At 67.0% G+C, this 21,543-nt stretch carries 17 protein-coding genes and 1 tRNA gene; 7 read left to right on the forward strand and 11 right to left on the reverse strand.

All coding sequences use genetic code 11. The features are described from left to right. Positions 1 to 36 precede the first annotated feature (36 nt). The 5 genes from A5764_RS26745 to A5764_RS26765 all read right to left on the reverse strand — a co-directional run bounded on the left by A5764_RS26745 (position 37) and on the right by A5764_RS26765 (position 6,974). Positions 37 to 1,494, reverse strand: coding sequence for a hypothetical protein (locus A5764_RS26745; protein ID WP_197501746.1), 1,458 nt, complete (start codon positions 1,492 to 1,494; stop codon positions 37 to 39). Between the two features lie 351 nt (positions 1,495 to 1,845). Beyond that, positions 1,846 to 3,321 (reverse strand): hypothetical protein, encoded by a 1,476-nt coding sequence (locus tag A5764_RS26750; protein ID WP_082951936.1) that lies wholly within the window; start codon positions 3,319 to 3,321, stop codon positions 1,846 to 1,848. Between the two features lie 185 nt (positions 3,322 to 3,506). Beyond that, positions 3,507 to 5,594, reverse strand: a complete 2,088-nt coding sequence (locus A5764_RS29045; RefSeq protein ID WP_255361151.1) for a hypothetical protein — start codon at positions 5,592 to 5,594, stop codon at positions 3,507 to 3,509. Between the two features lie 131 nt (positions 5,595 to 5,725). Continuing rightward, on the reverse strand, positions 5,726 to 6,298 hold the full coding sequence (gene dcd / locus A5764_RS26760; protein WP_067119872.1) for a dCTP deaminase: 573 nt from the start codon (positions 6,296 to 6,298) through the stop codon (positions 5,726 to 5,728). Between the two features lie 34 nt (positions 6,299 to 6,332). Continuing rightward, on the reverse strand, positions 6,333 to 6,974 hold the full coding sequence (locus tag A5764_RS26765; RefSeq protein WP_197501744.1) for a hypothetical protein: 642 nt from the start codon (positions 6,972 to 6,974) through the stop codon (positions 6,333 to 6,335). 172 nt (positions 6,975 to 7,146) lie between these two features. Here A5764_RS26765 and A5764_RS26770 point away from each other — a divergent pair. Further along, a tRNA-Gly gene (locus A5764_RS26770) sits at positions 7,147 to 7,220 on the forward strand. Between the two features lie 546 nt (positions 7,221 to 7,766). Further along, the gene (locus A5764_RS28665) at positions 7,767 to 7,907 is read left to right on the forward strand and encodes a hypothetical protein (RefSeq protein WP_156664906.1); all 141 of its coding nucleotides are present in this window, start codon (positions 7,767 to 7,769) and stop codon (positions 7,905 to 7,907) included. A 406-nt stretch (positions 7,908 to 8,313) separates the two neighbouring features. Here A5764_RS28665 and A5764_RS26775 read toward each other — a convergent pair whose 3' ends face one another. Together A5764_RS26775 and A5764_RS26780 are read right to left on the reverse strand one after the other, a co-directional pair. Next, the gene (locus A5764_RS26775; protein ID WP_067119878.1) at positions 8,314 to 9,162 is read right to left on the reverse strand and encodes a class I SAM-dependent methyltransferase; all 849 of its coding nucleotides are present in this window, start codon (positions 9,160 to 9,162) and stop codon (positions 8,314 to 8,316) included. Positions 9,163 to 9,389: 227 nt separating this feature from the next. After that, on the reverse strand, positions 9,390 to 10,328 hold the full coding sequence (locus A5764_RS26780; RefSeq protein WP_067119879.1) for an NAD(P)/FAD-dependent oxidoreductase: 939 nt from the start codon (positions 10,326 to 10,328) through the stop codon (positions 9,390 to 9,392). 468 nt (positions 10,329 to 10,796) lie between these two features. Between A5764_RS26780 and A5764_RS26785 the strand changes: the two genes are divergently transcribed. Beyond that, a complete protein-coding gene (locus A5764_RS26785; RefSeq protein WP_231989835.1) occupies positions 10,797 to 11,369 on the forward strand; it encodes a TetR/AcrR family transcriptional regulator in 573 nt (190 codons plus the stop codon). A gap of 593 nt (positions 11,370 to 11,962) precedes the next feature. On the opposite strand, the gene A5764_RS26790 is transcribed toward A5764_RS26785, so the two are convergent. Next, positions 11,963 to 12,553 carry a hypothetical protein gene (locus A5764_RS26790; protein ID WP_082951940.1) on the reverse strand — a complete coding sequence of 197 codons (591 nt, stop codon included), beginning with the start codon at positions 12,551 to 12,553 and terminating at the stop codon, positions 11,963 to 11,965. A gap of 1 nt (position 12,554) precedes the next feature. Next, positions 12,555 to 13,952, reverse strand: coding sequence for a molybdopterin-dependent oxidoreductase (locus A5764_RS26795; protein WP_082951941.1), 1,398 nt, complete (start codon positions 13,950 to 13,952; stop codon positions 12,555 to 12,557). A 753-nt stretch (positions 13,953 to 14,705) separates the two neighbouring features. Here A5764_RS26795 and A5764_RS26800 point away from each other — a divergent pair. Together A5764_RS26800 and A5764_RS26805 are read left to right on the forward strand one after the other, a co-directional pair. Continuing rightward, complete coding sequence (locus A5764_RS26800) at positions 14,706 to 16,604, forward strand: hypothetical protein (protein WP_067119882.1); 1,899 nt, start codon at positions 14,706 to 14,708, stop codon at positions 16,602 to 16,604. 486 nt (positions 16,605 to 17,090) lie between these two features. Beyond that, positions 17,091 to 18,497 carry a glycosyltransferase 87 family protein gene (locus A5764_RS26805; protein ID WP_231989837.1) on the forward strand — a complete coding sequence of 469 codons (1,407 nt, stop codon included), beginning with the start codon at positions 17,091 to 17,093 and terminating at the stop codon, positions 18,495 to 18,497. Here A5764_RS26805 and A5764_RS27970 read toward each other — a convergent pair. After that, on the reverse strand, positions 18,430 to 18,705 hold the full coding sequence (locus tag A5764_RS27970; RefSeq protein ID WP_082951942.1) for a hypothetical protein: 276 nt from the start codon (positions 18,703 to 18,705) through the stop codon (positions 18,430 to 18,432). The two genes, A5764_RS26805 and A5764_RS27970, sit on opposite strands and share 68 nt — an antisense overlap. Positions 18,706 to 18,819: 114 nt before the next feature. Between A5764_RS27970 and A5764_RS26810 the strand changes: the two genes are divergently transcribed. Both A5764_RS26810 and A5764_RS26815 read left to right on the forward strand, forming a co-directional pair. Next, a complete protein-coding gene (locus tag A5764_RS26810; protein WP_067119885.1) occupies positions 18,820 to 19,560 on the forward strand; it encodes an MBL fold metallo-hydrolase in 741 nt (246 codons plus the stop codon). A 151-nt stretch (positions 19,561 to 19,711) separates the two neighbouring features. Beyond that, entirely contained in the window at positions 19,712 to 20,026 is a 315-nt protein-coding gene (locus A5764_RS26815; protein ID WP_231989838.1) for a DUF732 domain-containing protein, read from the forward strand. Between the two features lie 20 nt (positions 20,027 to 20,046). Here A5764_RS26815 and A5764_RS26820 read toward each other — a convergent pair whose 3' ends face one another. After that, complete coding sequence (locus A5764_RS26820; RefSeq protein WP_067119891.1) at positions 20,047 to 21,540, reverse strand: bifunctional phosphatase PAP2/diacylglycerol kinase family protein; 1,494 nt, start codon at positions 21,538 to 21,540, stop codon at positions 20,047 to 20,049. Positions 21,541 to 21,543 lie beyond the last annotated feature (3 nt).

Below are 21,543 nucleotides of genomic sequence, written 5' to 3' on the forward strand. Positions count from 1 at the left end.
GAGGCAAACGGCAGGTGACAGCTGACCCCGAAGGGGCTAGTGGCGACCGAACCCGCCGTGACCGCCGCCCTGGCCGCCGCCGCCCCCGGGGAACCCGGGGAAGCCGCCGCCGCCGCGACCCGGCCCGCCGGGGAACTCGCCGCCGCCGCGACCCGGGCCGCCGGGGAACTCGCCGCCGCTGCGACCCGGCCCGAAGCCGCCTCCCGGCGGCGCACCGATGATGGGCGGACCACCGATGCCGGGGATCGGCAGCGGGATCGGCACGGGGAGGGGTGCCACCACCGGTGGCGGCGCGGGGGCGGGAACCGGGGCCGCCTGCACCGGAACCGGGGCTGGCGCGGGAGCCTCGGGAATCGGCGCGGGCGCCGGGGCGGGAGCCTCGGGAACCGGGGCCTGGGCGGGAGCGGGCGGCTCCGGAACCGCGGCCGGCGCGGGAGCCGGCGCCTCGGCTGGAGCCGGTGCGGGAGCCGCGGGGGCGGGTGCCGGGGCCGGCGCCGCCGGTGCCTGGGCGGGCGCGACGACGTTGTGGCCGGGAGCGGGCTGCACACTGGCGGTCGGCCGGATCGCGATCGCCAACGAAACAACCAGCGCCGCCACACCGACGACGAAGATGCCCGCCACCGCGCTCCCAACCAGCCGGAACGACCTGCGCTCGCCATAGCCTTCGTCAGCGAGCTGCGAGGCCGCGTGCTCGCCGGTGTAGGGGTAGTCGAGATCGTCGGCCACAGCGCTGTAGGCCAGAGGGTCGTCGGCGCCGCCGGCCGGATTCTCGAAGTAGCCCGGGGCGACGGCGAACGGGGCGATGGCACCGGTGCCCGGATCCTGCGCGTAGGCCAGCGCCGTGGTGGACGACGCGAACAGCGGAGCACTGGCCGACGCCAGCGCCGCTCCCCGCGCCAACGCCGTCTCCGGCTCCTCGGGCGATGCCAGCGGCAGGGTGGTCGCGGCCTCCAGCGCCGGCTTGATCATCGGGATGTCGACTCCGGAGCCCACGACGAACACGGCATCCGGATGGGCCGCTAGCGTCTCGGCTTCCGAGACCATGCTGGCCAGCTGGGTGACCGCGGCTTCGTCGTCATCGGGCAGGGGTTCCCGACGAACGTCGGTGACGGACCCATCCGCGCTGTCGACGACGGCCAGGGTCGCAGTATCAGGCTCGATGTACAGCAGCGCGGTGTGCGCATAGTTGGTTTGATTGCCGACCGCCTGGGCCAGTGCGGCCGCGGCCAGAAACGCCGAGACCAGCATCACATTTTCGACCTTGTGGGCGGCCAGCGCATCCCACAGGGCGGCGGCCTCGATCGGGTCGGTGAAAGTGACGCCGGTCGACGCCAGTTGGTAGCCGCCCTCGGCCGCGCCCTCCCGGGTCCCCAGGATCGCCGAGACTACCTGGTCGGCCGCGGTGACCGTTGCCGCGTCGTCGTCCGCGGCCACCTGGAAGTTGTCCTCTTCGACCGTCGCGCCGTCGCCGTTCTCACCTTCGACCAGCACCATCCGGACGGCCGTCGGCGCCATCGAGACGCCAAGTACGGTGTCCACAGCTCCTCCATCGTCGTTTGCGAGCTCCTGAGGTCGGGGACGCGGTCGTTGTAAGCTCCGGCCAAAGCAACACGTCGACGGGTCCCCACCATGTGTTCCCCGACCAACCGATTTTACGCGGATATCCGCTCGGCGACGGACTAGGGGACCAGGATTTCGTGCCCCAGGGCAGCCAGCCGCCGTGGTCGTCGTGATCGGTGCAGCGGCAGCCACTGCTGCGGGGGATTCGGACCAGGGGCGGCCGGTGCGGGCGATGGCCGCCAGGGCGTCTCGCAGCGCGACCGGCTCGGCTTGGTCGTGGAATGGCTACCGGCGTCCGAAGCCACCGAATCCGTGGCCCCCGCCGAAGGGTCCGAATCGGTGTCCGCCGCCGAAGCCACCATGACCGCCACCAAAGGGTCCGCGGCCGCCACTGAAGGGCCCGCCGAAGCGACCGTGCCCACCGAAGGGGCCGTGCCCGCCGCCGAAGGGCCCGGGGAGGCCGCCGAACGGGCCGCCGCCAAGGGGTCCGCGGCCGCCCCCGAGCCTGGGCACCGGAGGTTGGACAACCGGCACCCGAGGGACGGGAACAAACACGGGCGCCGGAACCGGAATGGGCGCCGGCGGAGCCGCCGGGGCCGGAACGACGGCCGGGGGGTGCATGGGGTGGGGCGCCGCCACCGGCGCGGGCGCCTGGATCTTCGGCGTGGCCACCGGCGGTGGCGGCGCGGGCACGGATCGCGTTGGCACGACAACGTTTTCGTTGGGGCTGGGTCGCAACGCGACCGTCGGGCGGATACTGATCGCCAGCGCGATCTCGAGCGCCACCACCGCGGTGATGAAGATCACCGCGAGCGTGCTGCCGACCAGCAGGACAGACTTGCGCCGCGGCGCGCCCTCCTCCAGGCCCATGGCGCTTCGGTCGTCGGCGTACCCGTCGGGCACGGCGCTGTAGGCGACGTTGGCCTTGCCTTCGCGGGTACCGGCGGAAAGCGCTGGCACGCTTTTGTATTCGGGCAGGTATCCCGGCAGTAGCCCGGGCGATTGTCCGGCGAGCGCTAACGGATCGACCTCGCCGGTGCCTGGGTCCAGCGCGTAGGCCAGCGCGGCGGTAGAGGACGCGAACAGCGGCGCATTGGCCGACGCCAGCGCCGCGCCCCTTGCCAGGGCCATCTCCGGCTCGTCGGGTACGGACAGCTCGAGGGGGCTCGCGGCCTCCAGTACCGGCTTGATCAGCGGGATGTCGACGCCAGACCCGACAACGACCACACCCTCGGGGCGCGCCTCCAATGCCTCAGCGCCGGAGACCATTTCGACGAGCTCGGCCACCGCCTGGTCTTCGTCGTCGGCGAGGATTCGGCGCCGCACCTCGGAGATGGAACCGTCAGCGGTGTCAACCGCCGCCAGCGTCGCGGTGTACGGCTCGACGAAGAGCAGCGCGGTATGCGCATAGTTGGTGGCATCGCCGACGGCCTGGGTCAGCGCGGCCGCGGCCATGAAGGCCGAGACCAGCATCACATTCTCGATCTTGTGGGCGATCAAGGCGTCGCGCAGCAGCGCAGCCTCGACGTGATCGGTCCACGTCACCCCGGTCGACAAGAGTTGGTAACCGCCCTCGGCGGCGCCCTCCCGGGTACCCAAGATCGCGGAGATCACCTGGTCGGGCGCCGTGGACGGCGACCCGGCCGCGTCGACGTCGAAACTGTCCTGATCGACGGCGACCCCGTCGGCGTTTTCGCCCTCGACCAGCACCATGCGGACCTTCGTAGGCGCCATCGAGACGCCAAGCACGATGCCCACCACCGCAGAAGCTCCCCCTCGGTAATTTGGCGTGCCGCCGGACAAGTGCATCGGCGGACACGATTCCCCAGCGCTATCGCGTTCAGGGGATTCCGGGAAAACGAGGCGGCGCGGATTTTCGGCCTGCCTCAGTACTCCGACCCTACCCGCGCAGCCGCAGGGCGTGCGATCGCGCCGAGAGCGTGTGGCTAATGGTGCCCGCCGCCGCTGTGGCCACCGCCGCCGCCGCCCCCGAAGCTGCCGCCGCCGCCGCTGCTGCCACCGCCGCTGTGGCCACCGCCGAAGCCGCCGCCGCCGCCACCGCCGAACGGACCGCCTCCAATCGGGCCGCCCCCGCCGATCGGACCGCCGCCGTGACCGCCGCCGCCGAAGGGACCGCCGCCACCAATCGGACCGCCGCCGCCGAAGGGACCGCCACCACCAATCGGGCCGCCACCAATCGGCCCACCGCCGCCGTGACCGCCACCCCCGAACGGCCCACCGCCGACGGGTCCGCCGCCACCGATCGGGCCGCCACCACCAATTGGGCCACCGCCACCGGGGAGGTGAATGGGCCCACCGCCCGGGCCACCACCAATCGGGCCCCCGCCACCAATCGGGCCGCCGCCACCAATCGGGCCACCACCGCCGGGGAGGTGAATGGGCCCACCGCCGGGGCCGCCGCCACCAATCGGGCCACCACCACCGAGCGGGCCACCACCACCGATCGGACCGCCACCACCAATCGGGCCACCGCCACCAATGGGGCCACCGCCACCGGGGAAGTGAATGGGTCCACCGCCGGGGCCGCCTGGACCGTTGCCGGGCACTGGAATGTGTCCACCGCCGCCCTCACCGCCGGGGCTGCTCGGCTTGGGCAACGGGTCTTGCCCCGGGAAAGGTTGATGCGGCGGCGACTGGGGAACCACGCCACCGCCTTGGGGCGGCAACTGCGGCTGCGGGATGTGCACGGGCGGTTGCGGCACCACCGGTTGCGGCGGCGCCAGGCGCGGCGGTGCCTGAATCACCGGCGGGCTCAGCACCGGCTCGGGAACGGGCAAGCGCAGCGCCGGTGCGGGAACCGGCAACACCGGAGGCACCACCACAGGAACCGGCATCACGGGATCGATCGCGGGCGGAGCCGCGGGCAGCGGCGGAGCAGGGGCCGGCGCCGCAGGAAGCGGAGCGGCGGCCGGCGGGCTCAACGGCCGGGGCGCCGCCACGGGCGCCGGCAGGTTGATCTTCGGCAGCGCGGGAGCGGCCTCAACCGCAGGCGCCGCGGCCTGTTGCGTTGGGACGATGAGGTTTTGGCTGGGACTCGGCCGCAAAGCGACGGTCCCGGTGGTGCGGATGCCGATCGCCAGCGCGATTTCCAGCGCCAGCACGGCGCTGATCCCCACGACGGCCAACCCACTGCCGACCAGCAGCATTGGCCGGTGACGTGGTTGCTCCGGTTCCTGGGCGAACAGCTTCTCTATGACGACGGTCGGGGCGTCCGCGTCCTCGTCGGGCACCGCGCTATAGGCCAGGTCGTCGTCGGCGCCGGCCACGCGGAGGTATTCGGGCAGCGCGTAGCCGTCGATGGTGCCGGTGCCCGGGTCCTGGGCGTAGGCCAGCGCGGCCGTCGACGACGAGAACAGCGGCGCGTTCGCCGACGCCAGGGCCGCGCCTCGGGCCAGCGCCGTCTCCGGCTCCTCCGGCGCGCTCACGTCAAGCGACGTCGCCGACTCCAGGGCCGGCTTGATCGGGGCGATGTCGACGCCCGACCCGACCAGAAAGAGTCCGTCCGGACCCGATTGCAAGCGCTCCAGCCCGGCGACCATGCCGCTGAGCTGTGCGGTGGCCTGGTCGTAGGACTCGGCGTAGATCTGCTGTTTGTAGACATCGGCGATGGAACCGTCGGAGGTGTCCACGACGGCCAACGTCGCGGTGTCGGGCTCGACGAAAAGCACCGCGGTGCGCTCGTAACCCATTGCGCCGCCGACGCTTTGAGCCAGCGCGGTGGCGGCCAGAAACGCCGACACCAGCATGACGTTCTCAATCTTGTGGGCGGCCAGCGCGTCGCGCAGCACGGCCGCTTCCAGCTGATCGGTCCACGTGACGCCGACGGCCGACAGCTCCAGGCCGGCATCGACGGCACCTTCGCGGGTGCCAAGGATGGCGGCGATTACCTGATCGGGCCCCGTCGCGGTGGCCGGGTCCTCGACGGCCGTGACGTCAAACTCGTCCTCTTCCACGGTGACGCCGTCGGCATTTTCGCCTTCCAGCACAACCATCTTGATCGACGCCGGTGCCATCGACACCCCGAGCACGATATCCAAAACAAACCCCTCCAAAGGTATTGCCGGTCACGCCATGGTCGGGCGGAGGAGGAACCATGGACCCATTCATCATGGCGCATAAACGCTATGCCGGTGGCCTACCGAACCTAGGTAGATCTTATGAAGTTTTCATAGGAGCGAGACGGCGTCGGGCCGCGCTGGCCCTGGTACTTCGAACCCGCGCGAGAGCTGCCGTAGGGGTGCTCGGCCGGGCTCGTCAACCGCAGGATGCACAGCTGGCCGATCTTCATGCCGGGCCACAGCGTGATCGGCAGATTGGCGACGTTGGACAGCTCTAGCGTGATGTGACCGCTGAAGCCGGGATCGATGAAGCCGGCGGTCGAATGCGTGAGCAGACCCAGGCGGCCGAGGGACGACTTGCCCTCCAGACGCCCCGCGAGGTTGTCGGGCAAGGCGAACAGCTCGAGCGTGGAGCCGAGGACGAACTCGCCCGGGTGCAGCACGAACGGTTCCCCATTGAGGGGCTCCACCAGGGTGGTGAGCTCGTCTTGCTGCTTGGCGGGGTCGATGTGGGTGTAGCGGGTGTTGTTGAACACCCGGAACATGCGGTCGAGGCGAACGTCGATGCTGGACGGCTGCACCAACGTGTCGTCGAAGGGGTCGATGCCCAACCGGCCGGCGCAGATTTCGGCCCTGAGGTCGCGATCGGAGAGCAGCACGCGACGAGCCTATCTGCTGCTAGCCGTCCCGCCGTCAGTCAGCGAGGTACATTTCCCGACCCGTGGGGTATCCGCCCCCGGTCGTCGTGACGTGGACGTGGTCGTAGTGGCCGAGCCGGGACGACTGCGCCCCGCCGGGCGTGTAGTAGACGCCACGCCAGATCGCATCCTGTATCCCGAACCGGGTCGCGTTCTGCAGCACATACGCCACGATCGCGTCTCCCAGCGCGATGCCCTCGGCGGAGCCGGGGTTGGGAATCATCACATCGAGCGCCAGGCCCAGCGGATGCCAGGGCAGCGGATCCGGTCGCACGCCGCCGATTTCGTGGATCTGCGGGAAGGTCGCGCTGATGGCACGGGAAGTCAAGATCGTCCTGACTTGCAGGCCCCGCTCCGGCGCGATGCCGACGGGCAGGAAACGCGACCGCGTGTGGTATCTCGACGCCGCGACCAATTGGCCGTCAGGCGAGCCGACTTTATCCGACGTAGTCGGTGCCGCCGCCACGAGCTCGAGGCGCCAGGGGGTGGTGTCGGCGATAACGGGCTTGGCCTCTTCGCGGGCCGGTAATGGCCGGACATCTCCGGCGGCCGCGAAGAAGACGGCGGCGGGTGCAAGCATCGCGGCCAGGGCTACCTGCGGCTTTCGCCGCTTCCTGGCTAATTCGTGCCGACCCACGCAGAGCACATTACGGGCAGATCACGAAATAATAAACACGGCATTGTTGAGAAACCGCCGGATAGAACTCCCGGGCTCGGGATGACGCTGTTGCGTACCGGATCGGTGCCGAGCCATCTCCGGAGTCTCGACGAGGGCGCGGCGCCGGATGCTAGCCTTTCGGAGCGACCATGCCGATGTAGTTCAATGGCAGAACATCAGCTTCCCAAGCTGAATACGCGGGTTCGATTCCCGTCATCGGCTCCATGCCTAACAGGGCATTCAGCCCTGAGTTCTCGCCCGGCAGTTGACCCGGTACCCCGTCCGTACCCCGAAACGCGCGGTTGTGTCGTACCAGCACGCAACACTGAAACCGGTGCCGAGCACTCATAGCAGCAACCAACCCGTCGAGTCGAACCAAGCGATGCTGATCTCTGGTGACCCGACCGGCAATGTGGCGAGGGTCTTCCGGAGCGTCAAGGACCTCACCAAAGAGGAATATGACCGATACTCCGGGGCCTACATGACGCTAGAAGACATCCTTGTCACGAACATGTTCGCCTACTTCTTGACCTCGGCGAAGGCATTCATCGCTAACTGGGATACCGAGTGCAAGGCGTTCGCGAAGTCGCCGTTACCGCTGAACGGCGATCCCGACCTCGTCATCACTTTAGGCTTCCGCCGTCGTGGCGCCGTGCTGTCGGTCTGCTCGGCCCTCTGCTATCACCAAGAGCGGACTCTAGAGGAGGCGCTGCTCACAAGTTCACCAAGGACAGCGAGGAGTATCGAGCGGTCAAAGCGATCTTCAGCGAGTTGTACGACGACTACTTCGGATACCGCTACCTCGCCAGGCTGCGGAACGTCTTGATCCACGACACGATGATGGCGATCAGTCTGGAGGTCGAAGCCCACGCCAATCGGGGAAACCCGATGTCGAGATGCAAGGAAGATTGATATCTGTGCATTCCTTGTCAAACAAGGACGCGGACTAACTAAAGTTAGCAGCTTGTCGACGAAGCTCGGGGTACAAGCAAGGTCGTCGATGAGTATCGGGTCCTGGTCGTGCTCGCGTCGGTTTACCGCGCCGAATTGGTCCGGATGACGGTGAACCCAGTGTTCTGGTGATGCACACTTGACTTTCCCGAGATCGATCTAGTGGGGTGAAGACCGGTCGCCGCCGCATCCGCTGAATGGCGAACGACGGCCCACATCCGTCGCGCGTAGCGTGCACCGCTCGCGAACGACGTGCCGGCGGAGATTCGGCCAAGTCCCGAGCCGTGGAGTTGCTGAAAACTTCGATGGGCCGCTACCCGATGCGGAAATAGCTGTGCGGAAAAGTGATTCAGCCTGACGTTGGCGGTTATCCGGACGCTTGGGCGTGGACCATCCAGCACGCGGCGGTGAACCGAGCCTCGGTTCCGTGCACAAACGGATCAAAGGCGGGACGGACCGCGTCGATAACTTGGGCGCGGGTCCGCTCGTCCTTGCCTTGAAGTGCTAGACCGACAGGACCCAGCTGTCTGATGAAACCGATCAACTCCGGCTCGGGCAGGGTGCACTCGACGTCGATCGGCTGGAGGTCGACGTCGGCCCAGCCCCCCGCGTCGAGGATCGCGGCGACCCGTTGCGGGTCGGCGAAGGAGAACTGTCCCGGGCCGTCTGCCGCGGGGGCGGCAAGGTTCGGCAGCAGCGGGGCCGCCTCACGCAGGCCGGCCGTCATGAACGGATTCTCCGCGGCGCTGCGCCAGGCGATGACGTGAAGCGCGCCGTCGTCGGTCGTGGCGCGCCGCAGGTTCGCGAAGGCCTGGACCGGGTCATTGAAGAACATGACACCGAATCGCGAGATGATCGTGTCGACGCTTGCGCGCTCAAACGGATGTGTCTGCACGTCGGCGAGGATGAAACTCGCTGGTATGCCCTCCCGTTCGGCCCGGGCGCGGGCGGCGGCGATCATCGGCTCGGACACGTCGGCGCCGACGCACCTGCCCTCGGCGCCGAGCCTGCGCGCAACGGCGAGTGTGGTGCCACCGGTACCGCAGCCGACGTCGAGCACCCGTCGCCCCGATCCGGCAACCACGCCGTCGACGAGCAGGTCTTCCAATCCCTTCATCATCTGGTCCAGCAGGTCCTGCGCGTCGACCCAGGCGCATCCAGTTGTTGCGTTCCAGTGATTGGTCTGTTCGTCGTCGGTCGGTTGTGTGATGTCCATCGGTCGATTCCTTGACGAATTGTTTGTAGGGTGCATTGGCCAGAGTCCTTTGATTCCAAGGAAATTGGTGCCACATATATGTGCGGCCGTCAGAACCAGCTGTCGCCCATGGGCCGTCGTTCACCAAAACTCGACTTAGCTGGCCGTGTGGCTTTCGAGCCCGTCATTGCCGCCAACGCTCTGGGACTGCGGTTCATGATTCAGCTCGCCGTTGACGGTGATCCCGTTCATTCCGGTGTCGGTAGGCCGGCGTCCTCGGCCAACAAGCTCTGCACAATCGATGTGGCCGCGAGCGAACCTGTCGCGATCGCCGAGGCTACCTGCGGCATTTGTGCACTGGCGTCGTCCCCGGCCGCGAAGACTCCAGGAACTGTTGTCCGGCAGAGCGCATCGATTGCGATGGGACTCGCCGTCGCTGGCGTCGGCTCGCCGAATCCGACACCGAGCTGTTCAACCAACTGCGACCGCTGATGCAGTGTCGTCGCGACGAGCAGACCGCTGCGTGCCAGCCGGGTTCCGTCGGTGAACACGATGGCTTCCAATTCGCCATTGGTTGAGGCGAGTTCGGCAACGGGCCGGTCGTCGACCGCGACGCCTACCGCGGCCAACTGAGATCGGGCGTCACCATCGAGCTCCGCAGGTCCTCCAGTTAGGAGCACAACGTCGTCGCTCCATCCTCTGAGCAATACCGACGATTGCACTGCCCGCTTGCCGTTCGCCAATACCGCCAACGGTTGATCGCGAACCTCCCAGCCGTGGCAGAACGGGCAGTGGAACACCGACCGCCCCCACAACTGCGCGAGCCCGGGCAGCGCAGGCGGCCGGTACTCCATACCAGCGGCCAGCAGCACCCGACGCGTGCGTTCACGCCGACCGTCGGACAGTTCCAGTTCGAACACATCTCCGGCACGCTCACCCGCCACCACCTCACCGGTCCGCACTTCGACGGACGGATAGGCGGCAATCTCACGCCGCCCGACCTCGTACAGCTCGCCCGGCGGGCGGCCGTCGTGACCCAACAACCCACCGATGCCGTGGGCGGCCAGGTTGCTCTGCTGACCCGCGTCGACCAGCAGCGTTCGCCGCCGCGCCCGGCCCAATACCAGACCCGCGCTCAAGCCCGCGGCTCCGCCACCGACGACGATGCAGTCCCATGTGGTGCTCATGACCTGATCCTCCTCATTGTTTCGAGTGTTTATGGGGTGGCTACCTGTCCTGCTATGCCGCGCCGTCTTCGATGCGCGATCCGCCCGCTCGGTCATGCTCCGTCGTTCCCGCCCGCCACGGGTCTGGGATCGGGGCCCAACAGTTTTCGCGGCTGGTACCTACTACCTCAAATCCTGCGTCAATCAGGCCGCGGGCGGCGAACTTGCCGAGGCCCGAGCTGGCGCCAGTGATCAATGCGACCGGTTGTGAACTTGCCATGTGAATCGTTTCCTAACTCCGTGGCTTGGGTTGCTTCAGTCCGATGACGCCTTGGCTGGGTCCTGTCAACCCTTCGACTTCTGGATGGTTGGACGCCGTCAGGCGGTTCAACCCTGCTGGCGCCAATCAGGTTGAGACGCGTTCAGACGAACATACACGTTCAATAGCGGAACATCAGTGTTCTATTCCTGGACGATTAGGATCACATGGTGGCTGTCTCAACAAAGCACCTCTCGGGCGTGCGAGCGCGCACCAGGGCGGCGATCCTCGCGGCGACGGCTTCTGTATTGGCCGCGAACCGGACGGCCACCATGCCGGAGATCGCCACCGCGGCCGGGGTCGGCCGCACAACGCTGCACCGTTACTTCGCGGACCGCGAGACGCTGATCTACGAGGCGACCCTGGACTCGATCCGCGTACTCACTGAAGCGGTGGACGAGGCCGCCACCGACGACGGACCAGCACTCGAGGCGATGCGGCGCTTCGTCACCGCGGCCGTCTCAATCGGTGAACGACTGGTCTTCCTCTTCGGTGACCCTGCGGTGCTCCGCGACATCCCACCGGACCAGTCCCCGAACGAAGAGCTGGTGATCAACCTCATCGCACGCGGACAACGCGAAGGCGTGTTCGACCCGGACCTCAACCCGACTTGGATCCGGCACGCGCTCTACGGATTAATCCTGCGAGGCAATGAGCAAGCCATGGCCGGTGCACTGCCGCGGCACACCGTCGCGCCACTGATCGCCCGGACCTTCGAGCGCGGCATCTGTCCGGCTGGCTAGCGCAGCTGGAATGCGACGAGGACCGGCACAGCAGCCCCGCCCGCGGCGATGTTCCGCCGCTGAACCCTACATGGGTGATTTAGAGCCTGACGTTTCCAACGAATCTAGCTAGAGCGCTTCTCTCAAGGCAGAGCATTATCGGCACTCCCACCAACGGGACACGCCAACTTCCCTCACCGTGTCGAAACCCGATCCGATCCGGCCGTAGCAGCTCGCTATCACCAGGCGTCGCTTCGGCGGGCCGCTACGCAACGTTCACGAATCGGTTGGTCCGCAAATACCCCGTCGGTACCCCGAACGCGACCGAACCGGAGCCGTACCAGCGCCGTACTGTATCCATGCGCCAGACGTACTGAACTTGCAGGTAGCGTTGCAATTTGAGCTAGCTAGCCGGTGCGTCTACCAGCCGTTATCGCTCACCCGTTCGGGCGTGGAAATAGCTTCCCAAGCTGAATACGCGGGTTCGATTCCCGTCATCGGCTCCAACCTGATCAGCGCGAATGCACCGCGCTCCCCATCCACCGGGGCCGGTGGTCGATGTACGCGTGTTGATTGCACGGACGGATACCGCGGCAGGCTTACTTTGTCACTCATCACCCCATCGATTGGGGCATCCGCGAACCAAGCGGGTGCACGTCAGGCCCGTCGGATGGGCGATGCGTGGCGCGGCCGTCGACGCCGCGGGTATGCCGTTGAGCCAGCGCCAGGCGGATCGCGTAGAGAAGGGCGCTTGCCGAGAACATCGCAGCCGTGAACAGTAACCAGCGGCCCAGGAACGGCTGCTGGGTTTGCCCGGTGGCGGCCACGTAGGTCGCGGAGCCTTCCCTGATGATGCCGGGGAAGAACATCATCAGCGCCAGTCCGGATCCGAGGGTCGGGACGCGTACAAAGTTGCGCACCGGCACGCGGAGTGGTCCACGCTGTCGACGCCGCTGCCTCTTGGCTGCGATGGCCAAGACTCGGTCGGCCAGGGCATAGACCGGGAACAACACGAGATCGTGGAGGATGATGGCCGCGGCGAGCCAGACCAAGATGGACTGCCACCACGCCGTCGGGTTCCACAGGGTCGCTGGATGGAAAGTCACCATGATGTACCCGGCGAGCGTGAAGCCGGCAGCCATGGTCAGCAGGTGCAGCGGGTGCGCTCCGTAGAACCGGCGCCACCGCACGAGGAGCATGCGCATCTCAATGTGCTTCGAAGTCAATGGAACTGACCCACTTAGTATTGTGCACACCGGGCAGCGCCGGCACGATGATCCGCGCCGGATAGCCATGATCGGGCGACAGGTCGACGCCGTTGACACGCATCGCCAACAGCGCGTCGGGGTCAAGTACCTGATTGCCCTGTAAGACGACGTGGCTGTAATCGCCGATTCTGTTGTCGGTGGATTTCTGCAGCGATTGCACTCCCGCCGCGAGCGGCGCCGGTACACCGGCTATGACAGCCAAGTCGGCCAGTCGTACTCCGCTCCATGTCTGGACGGTGGACCAGCCTTGGACGCAACCGATCGGCAGCCGCGCGGTGTGCTGCTGCATGCCGGCCAGTGCGGCGCGGTCGAGCACCACCGGCATCGGGCCGCCGGTCAACGTAAGCCGCCACGCGGCGCCGATCGCCACCGGATCGATCTCGGCATTGGCGGCGGTCTTGTTGATCGGAAAGTCGTTCGGGCCATCGGTGCCGCGCCCGCGCGGTAGCCACAAGGTGGTTTGGCGGGTGATGCCGCCGATGGTTTGCCCGGCCGTGAATACGGCCACCCCCAATGCGCTGCCGCCGACCAGTGTGAGCGCGCCGCGCCGGCTCATCGTGGCCGGTTTAGGGGCAGCGGATACCAGTCCGCCGACGTCGCGCGCCTCGGGCTGAGTATCGGCGCGGTTGGCGCGCAACACCTTTCGCATCGACATCGACCGCAGCCCGGCAACCATCTTTGGCATCTTGAGTGCGATGTGCATCAGAAATCCGGCGATGAGCACCCACGCTCCGAAATAGTGCGCGGTGTGCCAGGGGAACCAGAAGAGGAAGTCATATTGGATGAACAGCAGGCCGGTGGCGATCTCGAAGAGAATTCCGCCAACCAACATCACCAGCGAAACTCTCTCCAGCACTTGGGCGATCGAGCGGGCCGGCGGCCAGACGAACAATTTCGGGATCACCGACCACAACTTGGCGATCACCACCGGAACTAGCACGAGACCCAGTCCCACGTGCACACCCTGAGTCAACCGATACAGCCACACCGGGCGAGTCGGCCAATCGAAGGTCGGCAGCTTGAGCCAACCCACGTCAGCGGGCAACGCCTGCCCGAACCGCGGCGCGTAGGCGATGTACGACAAGAGGCCGGTGATGATCACGATCGGCAGCCCGATCAGCAGCACGCATCCGAACACCGATGTGAGCCACGGGCCGCGCAGCGGGCTTCGGAAAACCCGCTGCAAGCTCAAGCGGGGCACGGCGTGACGATCGATGATGCGCCACAGCGGGGCCGGAAAGCCATAACCTCCGGCGTCATCCGGGGTGTCGGGCTCGGGCTCGAAGTTGCGTTCCGAACGCCCTCCGGGCTGCGTTGAATCGAACTCGGCACCCATGCCGTCAAAACCCCCGAAGTATCGCTGCCCGACCCCTGACATGAAGCTTTTCGATTGCGGAGTCACGCAATTGACTGATGCGTTCCAGCATTTCGTCACCCAATGCTTCGAGCGTGTCCGCGCTCAATTCGATCGGCGGAGGGCACAAGTCGCGCTCCTCTTCGGCAGCGTGGGCGTCTAGAACCTTGACAAAGGACTGCCACTCGTCGGTGTACTCCGGTGCCGTGCGGGGGTACGCAGAACAACAGCGAGCTGGTCCCACACTTGGCGATGCTCGGCGTGGGCGATCGCGATCAGTTCCGCCGACGTCACGAATCTGGTGCTCGCCATGGCGAGCCCACCCATCGACACACACGGCACCCCCTCCTGTGCGGCAAACGCGAATCGCGCAGTTCCACCTACGGCGTACACAGGCGACACGAATTCCGATCGCGGTCGGTTCAACACGGCTTCGCCGAACTCTGGAAATGCAGGTGGAGAGAAGGACGGTTGTGTTAGCTCGCGTGGCGGTACTGCGCCAGCATCACCTAGGGCCGCACTGCGGGCGGTAGCGGCCGTGCTCGGTGCCGACGGCAGGGTGATCGCGGTGCCGGCGAACACCTGAGTTCGTCGGGCGGGGCTGAGCTTCTTAAGGCCTACATAGCTTCGGCAGGATCCCGATACAGCTTCCTGGGCGACGATCAGTTAGCGGTTCGTGTGGCCCCTCGTCGGCCCAGAGGTGACTGGCCGCCAAGATGTCGGGAGGCGTGGGTCGTGGATATCGTGCTCGGAGTCTCGCTGGGGCCAGACTCGGTTCAGATGGTGCTGCTGCAAGGCGAAAACGCTGACGGCGCAACGGTAGACGAGAAGGAGTTCGCCGTCACCGCGGCCGACGATTCGCCCACCGTCAGCACGTCTGATCGAGCGATCGCCGCCATCCTGGGTACTCGCGACGACGCGGCCGCTGCCGGACTCGAACTGTCCGCCGTCGGCGTGGCATGCACCGACCAGCTCGAAGCCAAGGCGGTACGCGACGCGCTGGCCGGCCACAAGCTCGAGAACGTGATGCTGGTCTCGGCGTTTCTGGCCGCGACCTCATTGGCGCAATCCGTCGGCGGCGCAATGGGTTACGAGCGAACTGCGGTGCTTTTCGTGGAGCCCGGCACCGCTACTTTGGCCGTGGTCGAGACCTCCGACGGTTCCGTCGCCGATGTCCAAAAAGAACAGTGGAATAGCGCGACCGGGGAGATCGCAACCGCAGAGCTGATGGAGATGGTCGCCGGGCTCGACGAGCTGCCCACGCGCCCGGGCGGGCTGCTTGTTGTCGGCTCCGATGTCGACGTCTCCCTGATCAAGCCGCATTTGGAAGAGGCGACGTCGCTTAGCGTGAGCGTGCCGGAAGAGCCGGAGACGGCGCTGGCTCGCGGGGCGGCCCTCGCTTCCGCGAATGCGCCACTGTTTGCTTCGTCGACTGCCGCACTGGCCTACGCTCAAGACCCCGGCACCGGTGCGCTCGACGCGAGCCCCCTACCCGAATATCTGAGCATCGCCGATGTGCGGCCAGGCGACAACCAATTCGCCTATAGCGCTGTGGAGGACGATGAAGCCGGTGCCCCAACCGTCGTCATGGACGGCGCTCGCGGTGAGAGCAAGCCCCGTCCTCGACCGCGCCTGCTCGTCGGAAGCGCGGTGGCGGTAGCCGGCATTAGCGCGGCGATGGCACTCGAGATAGCCCTCGCAGTCGGCGTCCACACGACGGTCGGCATGCTGCCCGCGCCGCTCCAAAACCTCATCGCCCCAGCCGAGCAGGTGTTCGCGCCTGCTCCTGGGCAAGTGGCGGCCACGAAGGCGGCGCCGCCCAAGCCGTTGAGTCCGCCCGCAGGCGCACCACCGCCGGCAGCTCCGGTCTCCGCAGCCCAGGTCCCGGCAGCCCCGGTTCCCGCTGCTCCGGTTCCCGCGGCTCCGGTTCCAGCGGCGCCGGCCGGGCCGGTTCCTGTAGTGGTTCCGCCGATTGCGCCGGATCCCCTTCCGCCTGTTTGGCTACCCGACCCGCCGGCGAGCCCGCCCGAGGTCCAGGCTCCGCCGCACCCGTCGGCGCCGGCCGGACCACCGCCGGTCCACGTCCCTCCGCCGCACTCGCCGCCACCCCACCAAACTCCTCCGGGGCAGGGGCCGTGGCCCAATCCCGGTGGCAGGGGCGGCGACCCCCCGGGCAACCAGGGAGGCGGCGGACCCGTTAACGGCCCAGGCCCTACCCACGGGACTCCGGGCGGCGCGCCTCTCGAGGGCGGCGGACCCGTTAGTGGTCCCGGCCCGAGCCACGGGACTCCCGGCGGCGCGCCTCCCGAGGGCGGCGGACCGGTCAGCGGAGGTACACCCCGTGGCGATAGCGGACAGGCCGGCGGAGGAGCGCCTGCTGGAGGCGGCGGGCCGGTCGGCGGAGGCGAATCCCATGGCGGCGGCGGGCCGATCGGCGGTGCCGAAAGCCCTGGCGGTGGTGGACCGGTCAGCGGTGGCACTGAGTCCGGCGGCGGCAGCCACGGCGCTGGCGGCGGCGACTTCGGCAGTGGCGGTTCCTCCGGTGGTGGCAGCTCTGGTGGCGGTGGCGGGAGCTCTGGTGGCGGCGGCAGCTCCGGTGGCGGCGCCGAAAGTGGCGGCGGCGGCCATCGATAGCCGTCCCCCTAACCGCCCAACGCATCGGTCGCGCTTCCACCGGGCGCTTATTCCCAAGCTGAATACGCGGGTTCGATTACTCGTCCGCTCCTGAAACCACACACCGTCATCTGCTCCACGAATCCGCAGTCCGACGGCATATTCTGTTACGCCAACGCCCATCAGAAGTGATCTTTGACTGTCGTTTGACCGTGGCGCCGGGAGACAACCACTGCGAAACGTTTGCCTGGCGCTGAGCCGGGTAGCAGGTGTCGTACGTCTCCCGGACTTCGCTGCTTAGTTGTCGGCCAGGCATCGAGGGCACTCGAAATGGCGGTGACTGCCAATATTTCGTTTCTCGGGCAGGTTCGGGCGGCTCAGAGGGATTGGCTCGGGGTTGTGACGATCGGCACTTCTAACGCCCATCTATGGGCTGCGTAGTCGCGGAAGTTGCGCACCATGAGCCAAGGCAACGAGTACGCACACCGATGGAGGAGTCGCCTTACCGTGCAGGACCAGCTCCCCGCGCCCGCCATCTCTCGATCGGTCCGTGTGTTGGGGCCGGTCGTCTTATTGGTCGCGTTGGCGTTATACCTAGCCGCGTATCTGCGGTGGCCAAGCCTGGCCAGCCAGGTCGACCTGTTGGTGTACCGGTTCGGAGCAGTGCGCGTCTGGGATGGTCAAGACCTGTACTCGGTGGGGATGACCGGAGATTCACGCACGATGCTGTTCGACTACACGCCCTTCGCTGCGCTGTGCTTTCTCCCGCTGATCGGGTTGAGCCACCCTGCCATTCTCACCCTTGGTTTTTTGGTGAACATTGCCTGCGTGGGTTACATCGTCCGCCGGATGCTCAGTGCCGCAGGAATCGCGACCGTAACCGGTCTATGGGGGTTGACGGCGCTTCTGATGGCTCCGATCATCTGGCTGGAGCCTGTCCGGCTTTCGCTGCAGCTCGGCCAGATAAATTTGCTCATGATGGCGATCGTCCTCGCTGACGTGCTGTCGCGACCGTCCCGCAGGTGGACCGGGATAGGTATCGGGATCGCCGCCGGGATCAAACTGACTCCCGCCCTTTTCATCGTCTTTCTCGCCGCAACCGGGCGACGTCGCGAGGCTGTCATCGCTGGATTGACGTTGATCTCGACCATCGCCGTCGGCTTCGTTCTGCTGCCGGCCGATTCGAGCGAGTTCTGGCTGCGGGAGCGGTTTCAGGATGTACGGCGGATCTCCAGCGACCCTCTGGCGAACACCAGTCTGGCTGGACTCCTGGCGCGGCTTCACTGGGCGACGCGGTGGGAGACCGCGGCCGCAGTCGTCTTCGCGATCTTCGCCATCGCAATCGCCGCGGTGGCGTGGCGTCGCGGTCATTTGCTCTTAAGCGTCGCCATCGCGGGGATGACCTCGGCCGCCGCCTCACCCTTCAGCTGGAGCCACCACTGGGTGTGGTTCGCACCGCTTCTTGTCCACCTGGGGCTTCTCGGGTACGTACACCGCTCGCGTACCGCGTCGCTGGCCATGTGGACGCTCGCTGCGATCTTCGGGGGGTGGTTCATCGCATCGCGAAGCTCGCCTCCACAAGCAGGTCTGCTGTCCTTGCGCCACCCGGGGATGTGGAATCAGCTTCTTCCGGCGGCTTACCTGTTCGCGCTTACTATCGTGCTCATCTGCAGCATGTACACATTCTGGCGGGCACGACAGCACCCATCGGCCGCACCGCGATCATTAGCGTTTGCCGGGTTTTCTTGGACGGCGGCCCTGCCCGACCGATTGATCCCCGGTAAACCGACCGACCAAACCAACACCAACTCAGCCGTGCAGCGGGATCACGCATCGGCTCCATTCGTTACCGCCAGCTGGCCGGTAAGTCGACGACGTGATTCGGGCAGTAGTCCTGGGCCGCCAGTGACATGACATTCCGCGCGTCCTCGGCGGACATCTTGGCGCGCAACACCATGAAGGCGTATTCGGCGGGCGCGTAACCGAGGTCGTGCCCCGCCGGATCGTCCATCAGCTGGCACGCCTCCTTCTCCCGGTTGGCGTCGGCGTGGGCGATGCCCGGGCCGAACACCGTGGCCAGCCCCACCAGGCTGGCGACGGCGGCCGTCGTGACAGTCCTCATGGGCGTTTCCTCCCTCCCACGTCGCGCCCGCCTCAAGGGAACCACGGACTATTGTGGTCCTTCGCCGGGCGATCGCTGGAGCGTGCGGCATTGAACAGCACGGGGGGCGACCGTATGAACACCGGACCTCAGACCAATCTCGATGAGATCGCCCCGGACATCTTCCGGATTTCCACGTGGGTGCCCGACATCAGCGAACACGGCTTCACGTTCAACCAGTTCCTGCTGACGGGTGACGAGCCGTTCCTGTTTCACTGCGGACAGCGGGCGTTGTACCCGCTGGTGTCCGAGGCCATCGGCAGGGTCATCCGCCTGGAGCAGTTGCGCTGGATCTCGTTCGCCCACGTGGAGGCCGACGAGTGCGGAGCGGTCAACATGCTCCTGGCGGCCGCACCCCACGCCGAGGTCATCCACGGACCGCTGGCCTGCCTGCTTTCGCTGAACGACATGTGCGACCGCGCGCCGGTGGTGGCCGGCACCGAACCGGGTGCTGTGCATGACGTCGGCGGGCACCGGCTGCGGTTCATCGCGACCCCGCACGTGCCGCACAACTGGGAAAGCGGCCTGTGGTTCGACGAGACCACCTCTACGCTGTTGGCCGGCGACCTGCTCACCCATACCGGTCAGGTCCCCGCGTTGACCGAATCCGATTGCGTGGCACCAGCATTGGAAGCCGAGGCGTTATTCCACGCCACCAGCCCGACCAGCACTTTGACGCCCACGCTGGAACGCTTGGCGCAATTGTCACCGACCACGCTGGCCCTGATGCACGGCGCCTCGTTTAGCGGCGATGGCGCCGGTCAGCTGCGCGGCCTGGCCGACGGATTTGCCGCGATGGTCGCCGCAGCGCAGTGAGCGTCAGCATAATTTCTTTTGTCGTCACCGATTCTTAAGATTTATTGCGGACCGTGCCTTTTCGGGCTTCTATATACGAGTTCGGCGTTAACCGTAAAAGGGCAAAGGAGAACGAGGAGCTATGCCAGTACAGAGGATCTCTGGCCGATTTATGAACGCAGCGCTAGCGGCCGGCGCTCTTTTGGTGACCGGCGTCGTCTGCGCCGGCCCGGCGCACGCCGACGAGGCCTCCTATCTCAACCACCTGCACGCCATCGGTATCCAGGACCTCGAGGGCGGTGACCCGGCGCTGGTGCAGACCGGCTGGAAAATCTGCCAACAGATTTCCTGGGGCGCTCCCGCCTCGGAAATACAGTCACTGGCACTGCAAAAATCCGCCCAAGACCTGGGGCCTCGCGAACTAACGCCGCGGCAGGCCGACGCCCTGGTCGACTATGCCATTGTGGATCTTTGCCCACGCGCATAGCGGTGACCTGAGCCCGTAGCTCAATTAACAACGGGCCGAAACACCGGCAGAATCCGGTATTTCGCGGTGAAGCTGGCATGGTCGTATTCGTCACCGATCTCGCCGTCGTGGGCAATGACCGTCGGGCCGTCGACGGCGGAAAAGCTGAACTCGGGCGCCTGCAACTCGTGATAGAGCGGGCTGCGCGGCAGCCGTCCCAACGCCAGCGCGATCAGGATCCTCGTCCGCGCCCACGGGCGGCCCGTCTCGAGGATGCGCACGTCGATCAGGCCGTCGTCCATGCGGGTGCGCCGCGACGGAGCGAATCCCGTTGGCAGATATACCGAATTGCCGATGAAGAACAGCGACGTCTGCAGGGTCTTGTTGTCGTAGCGGATGCGCACGGGCCGGTCGTGGCGCAGGGTATGCAGCATGGCGTAGAACCCGGCCACCGGCTTGCCGACGCGCTTCTCCAGCTTCTCGCGCTGTGAGACGTAGGTCGGGTAGGCGCCGATGCTGGCGGTGTTGAGCACCATCCGACTTTCGTTGAGGCACACCAGATCGACGCGGGTCACGCTGCCGCGCCGGATCGCGTCGACCGTTTTGGCCACGGTCTCGCAGCCGATGTCCTTGGCGAAATGGTTGAACGTCCCGCCGGGAAAGACCGCCAGCGGGAGCCCCGCTTCGATGGCGACCGATGCGGCGGCCGCCACGGTGCCGTCGCCGCCTCCGACGGCGAGCACCTCGGCCCGCTCGGCGGCGTCGCGCAACGCCCGCTCCGGGTCGTCGTCGGGGCCCAATTCGACGATCTCGGCCTTGGGCAGCTCGGCGCGCACCTCGTCGACGACGCGTGCCCCGGTGCCACTGCCCGACTCCGGGTTGATGACCAGCACCACCCCGGCCCCGTCCGGCCGTTCCGGTGCGTCGACGACGAGGGGTTCGGTTTTGGGCAGCGTGGTTGCCACGACCGGGGGGACCAGCCGGCCGCCCAGCACGGCGACGCCGGCCCCGATGCCGAACCCGGCGAGCACGTCGCCGGGGTAGTGCGCGCCGGTGGCCACCCGCGACAGCCCCACCATGCCGGCCAACAACGCCAGGACGAACCCCAGCGGCGGATTCTCCAGCCCCACCCCGACGGCGAACGCGGCGGCGCTGGCGGAGTGCCCGGACGGCAGCGAGTTGGACGAGGGCCGGCGGCGCAGCCGTCGGACCACCGGCACCGAGTCGTAGACGGGACGCGGGCGAGGGCGGATTCGCTTGGCGACCTGATTGGTGACCAGGCTGGTGACTCCGAGCGTCATGACGCCGCGCGTCGCGCCGCGCTGCGCGGACTGTTTGCCCGATGAAAACAGCGCCGCGGCGATCGCCAACCACAGCTTGGAATGGTCGGCGGCCCTGGTGAGCCGCGGCATGATCGTGTCGAGCAGCGGGGTGGGAGTTTCGGCGATCGTCTCGAACAACTCTCGATCCAGCGTGCCCAGTCCCCGGGTGATCTGCTTGATGCCGCGCGCGCGTTGCCAGGGCCGCCTGTTCATTCG

It is taken from the genome of Mycobacterium sp. 852002-51057_SCH5723018 (genome assembly GCF_001667035.1).
In the GTDB taxonomy this organism is placed as follows: domain Bacteria; phylum Actinomycetota; class Actinomycetes; order Mycobacteriales; family Mycobacteriaceae; genus Mycobacterium.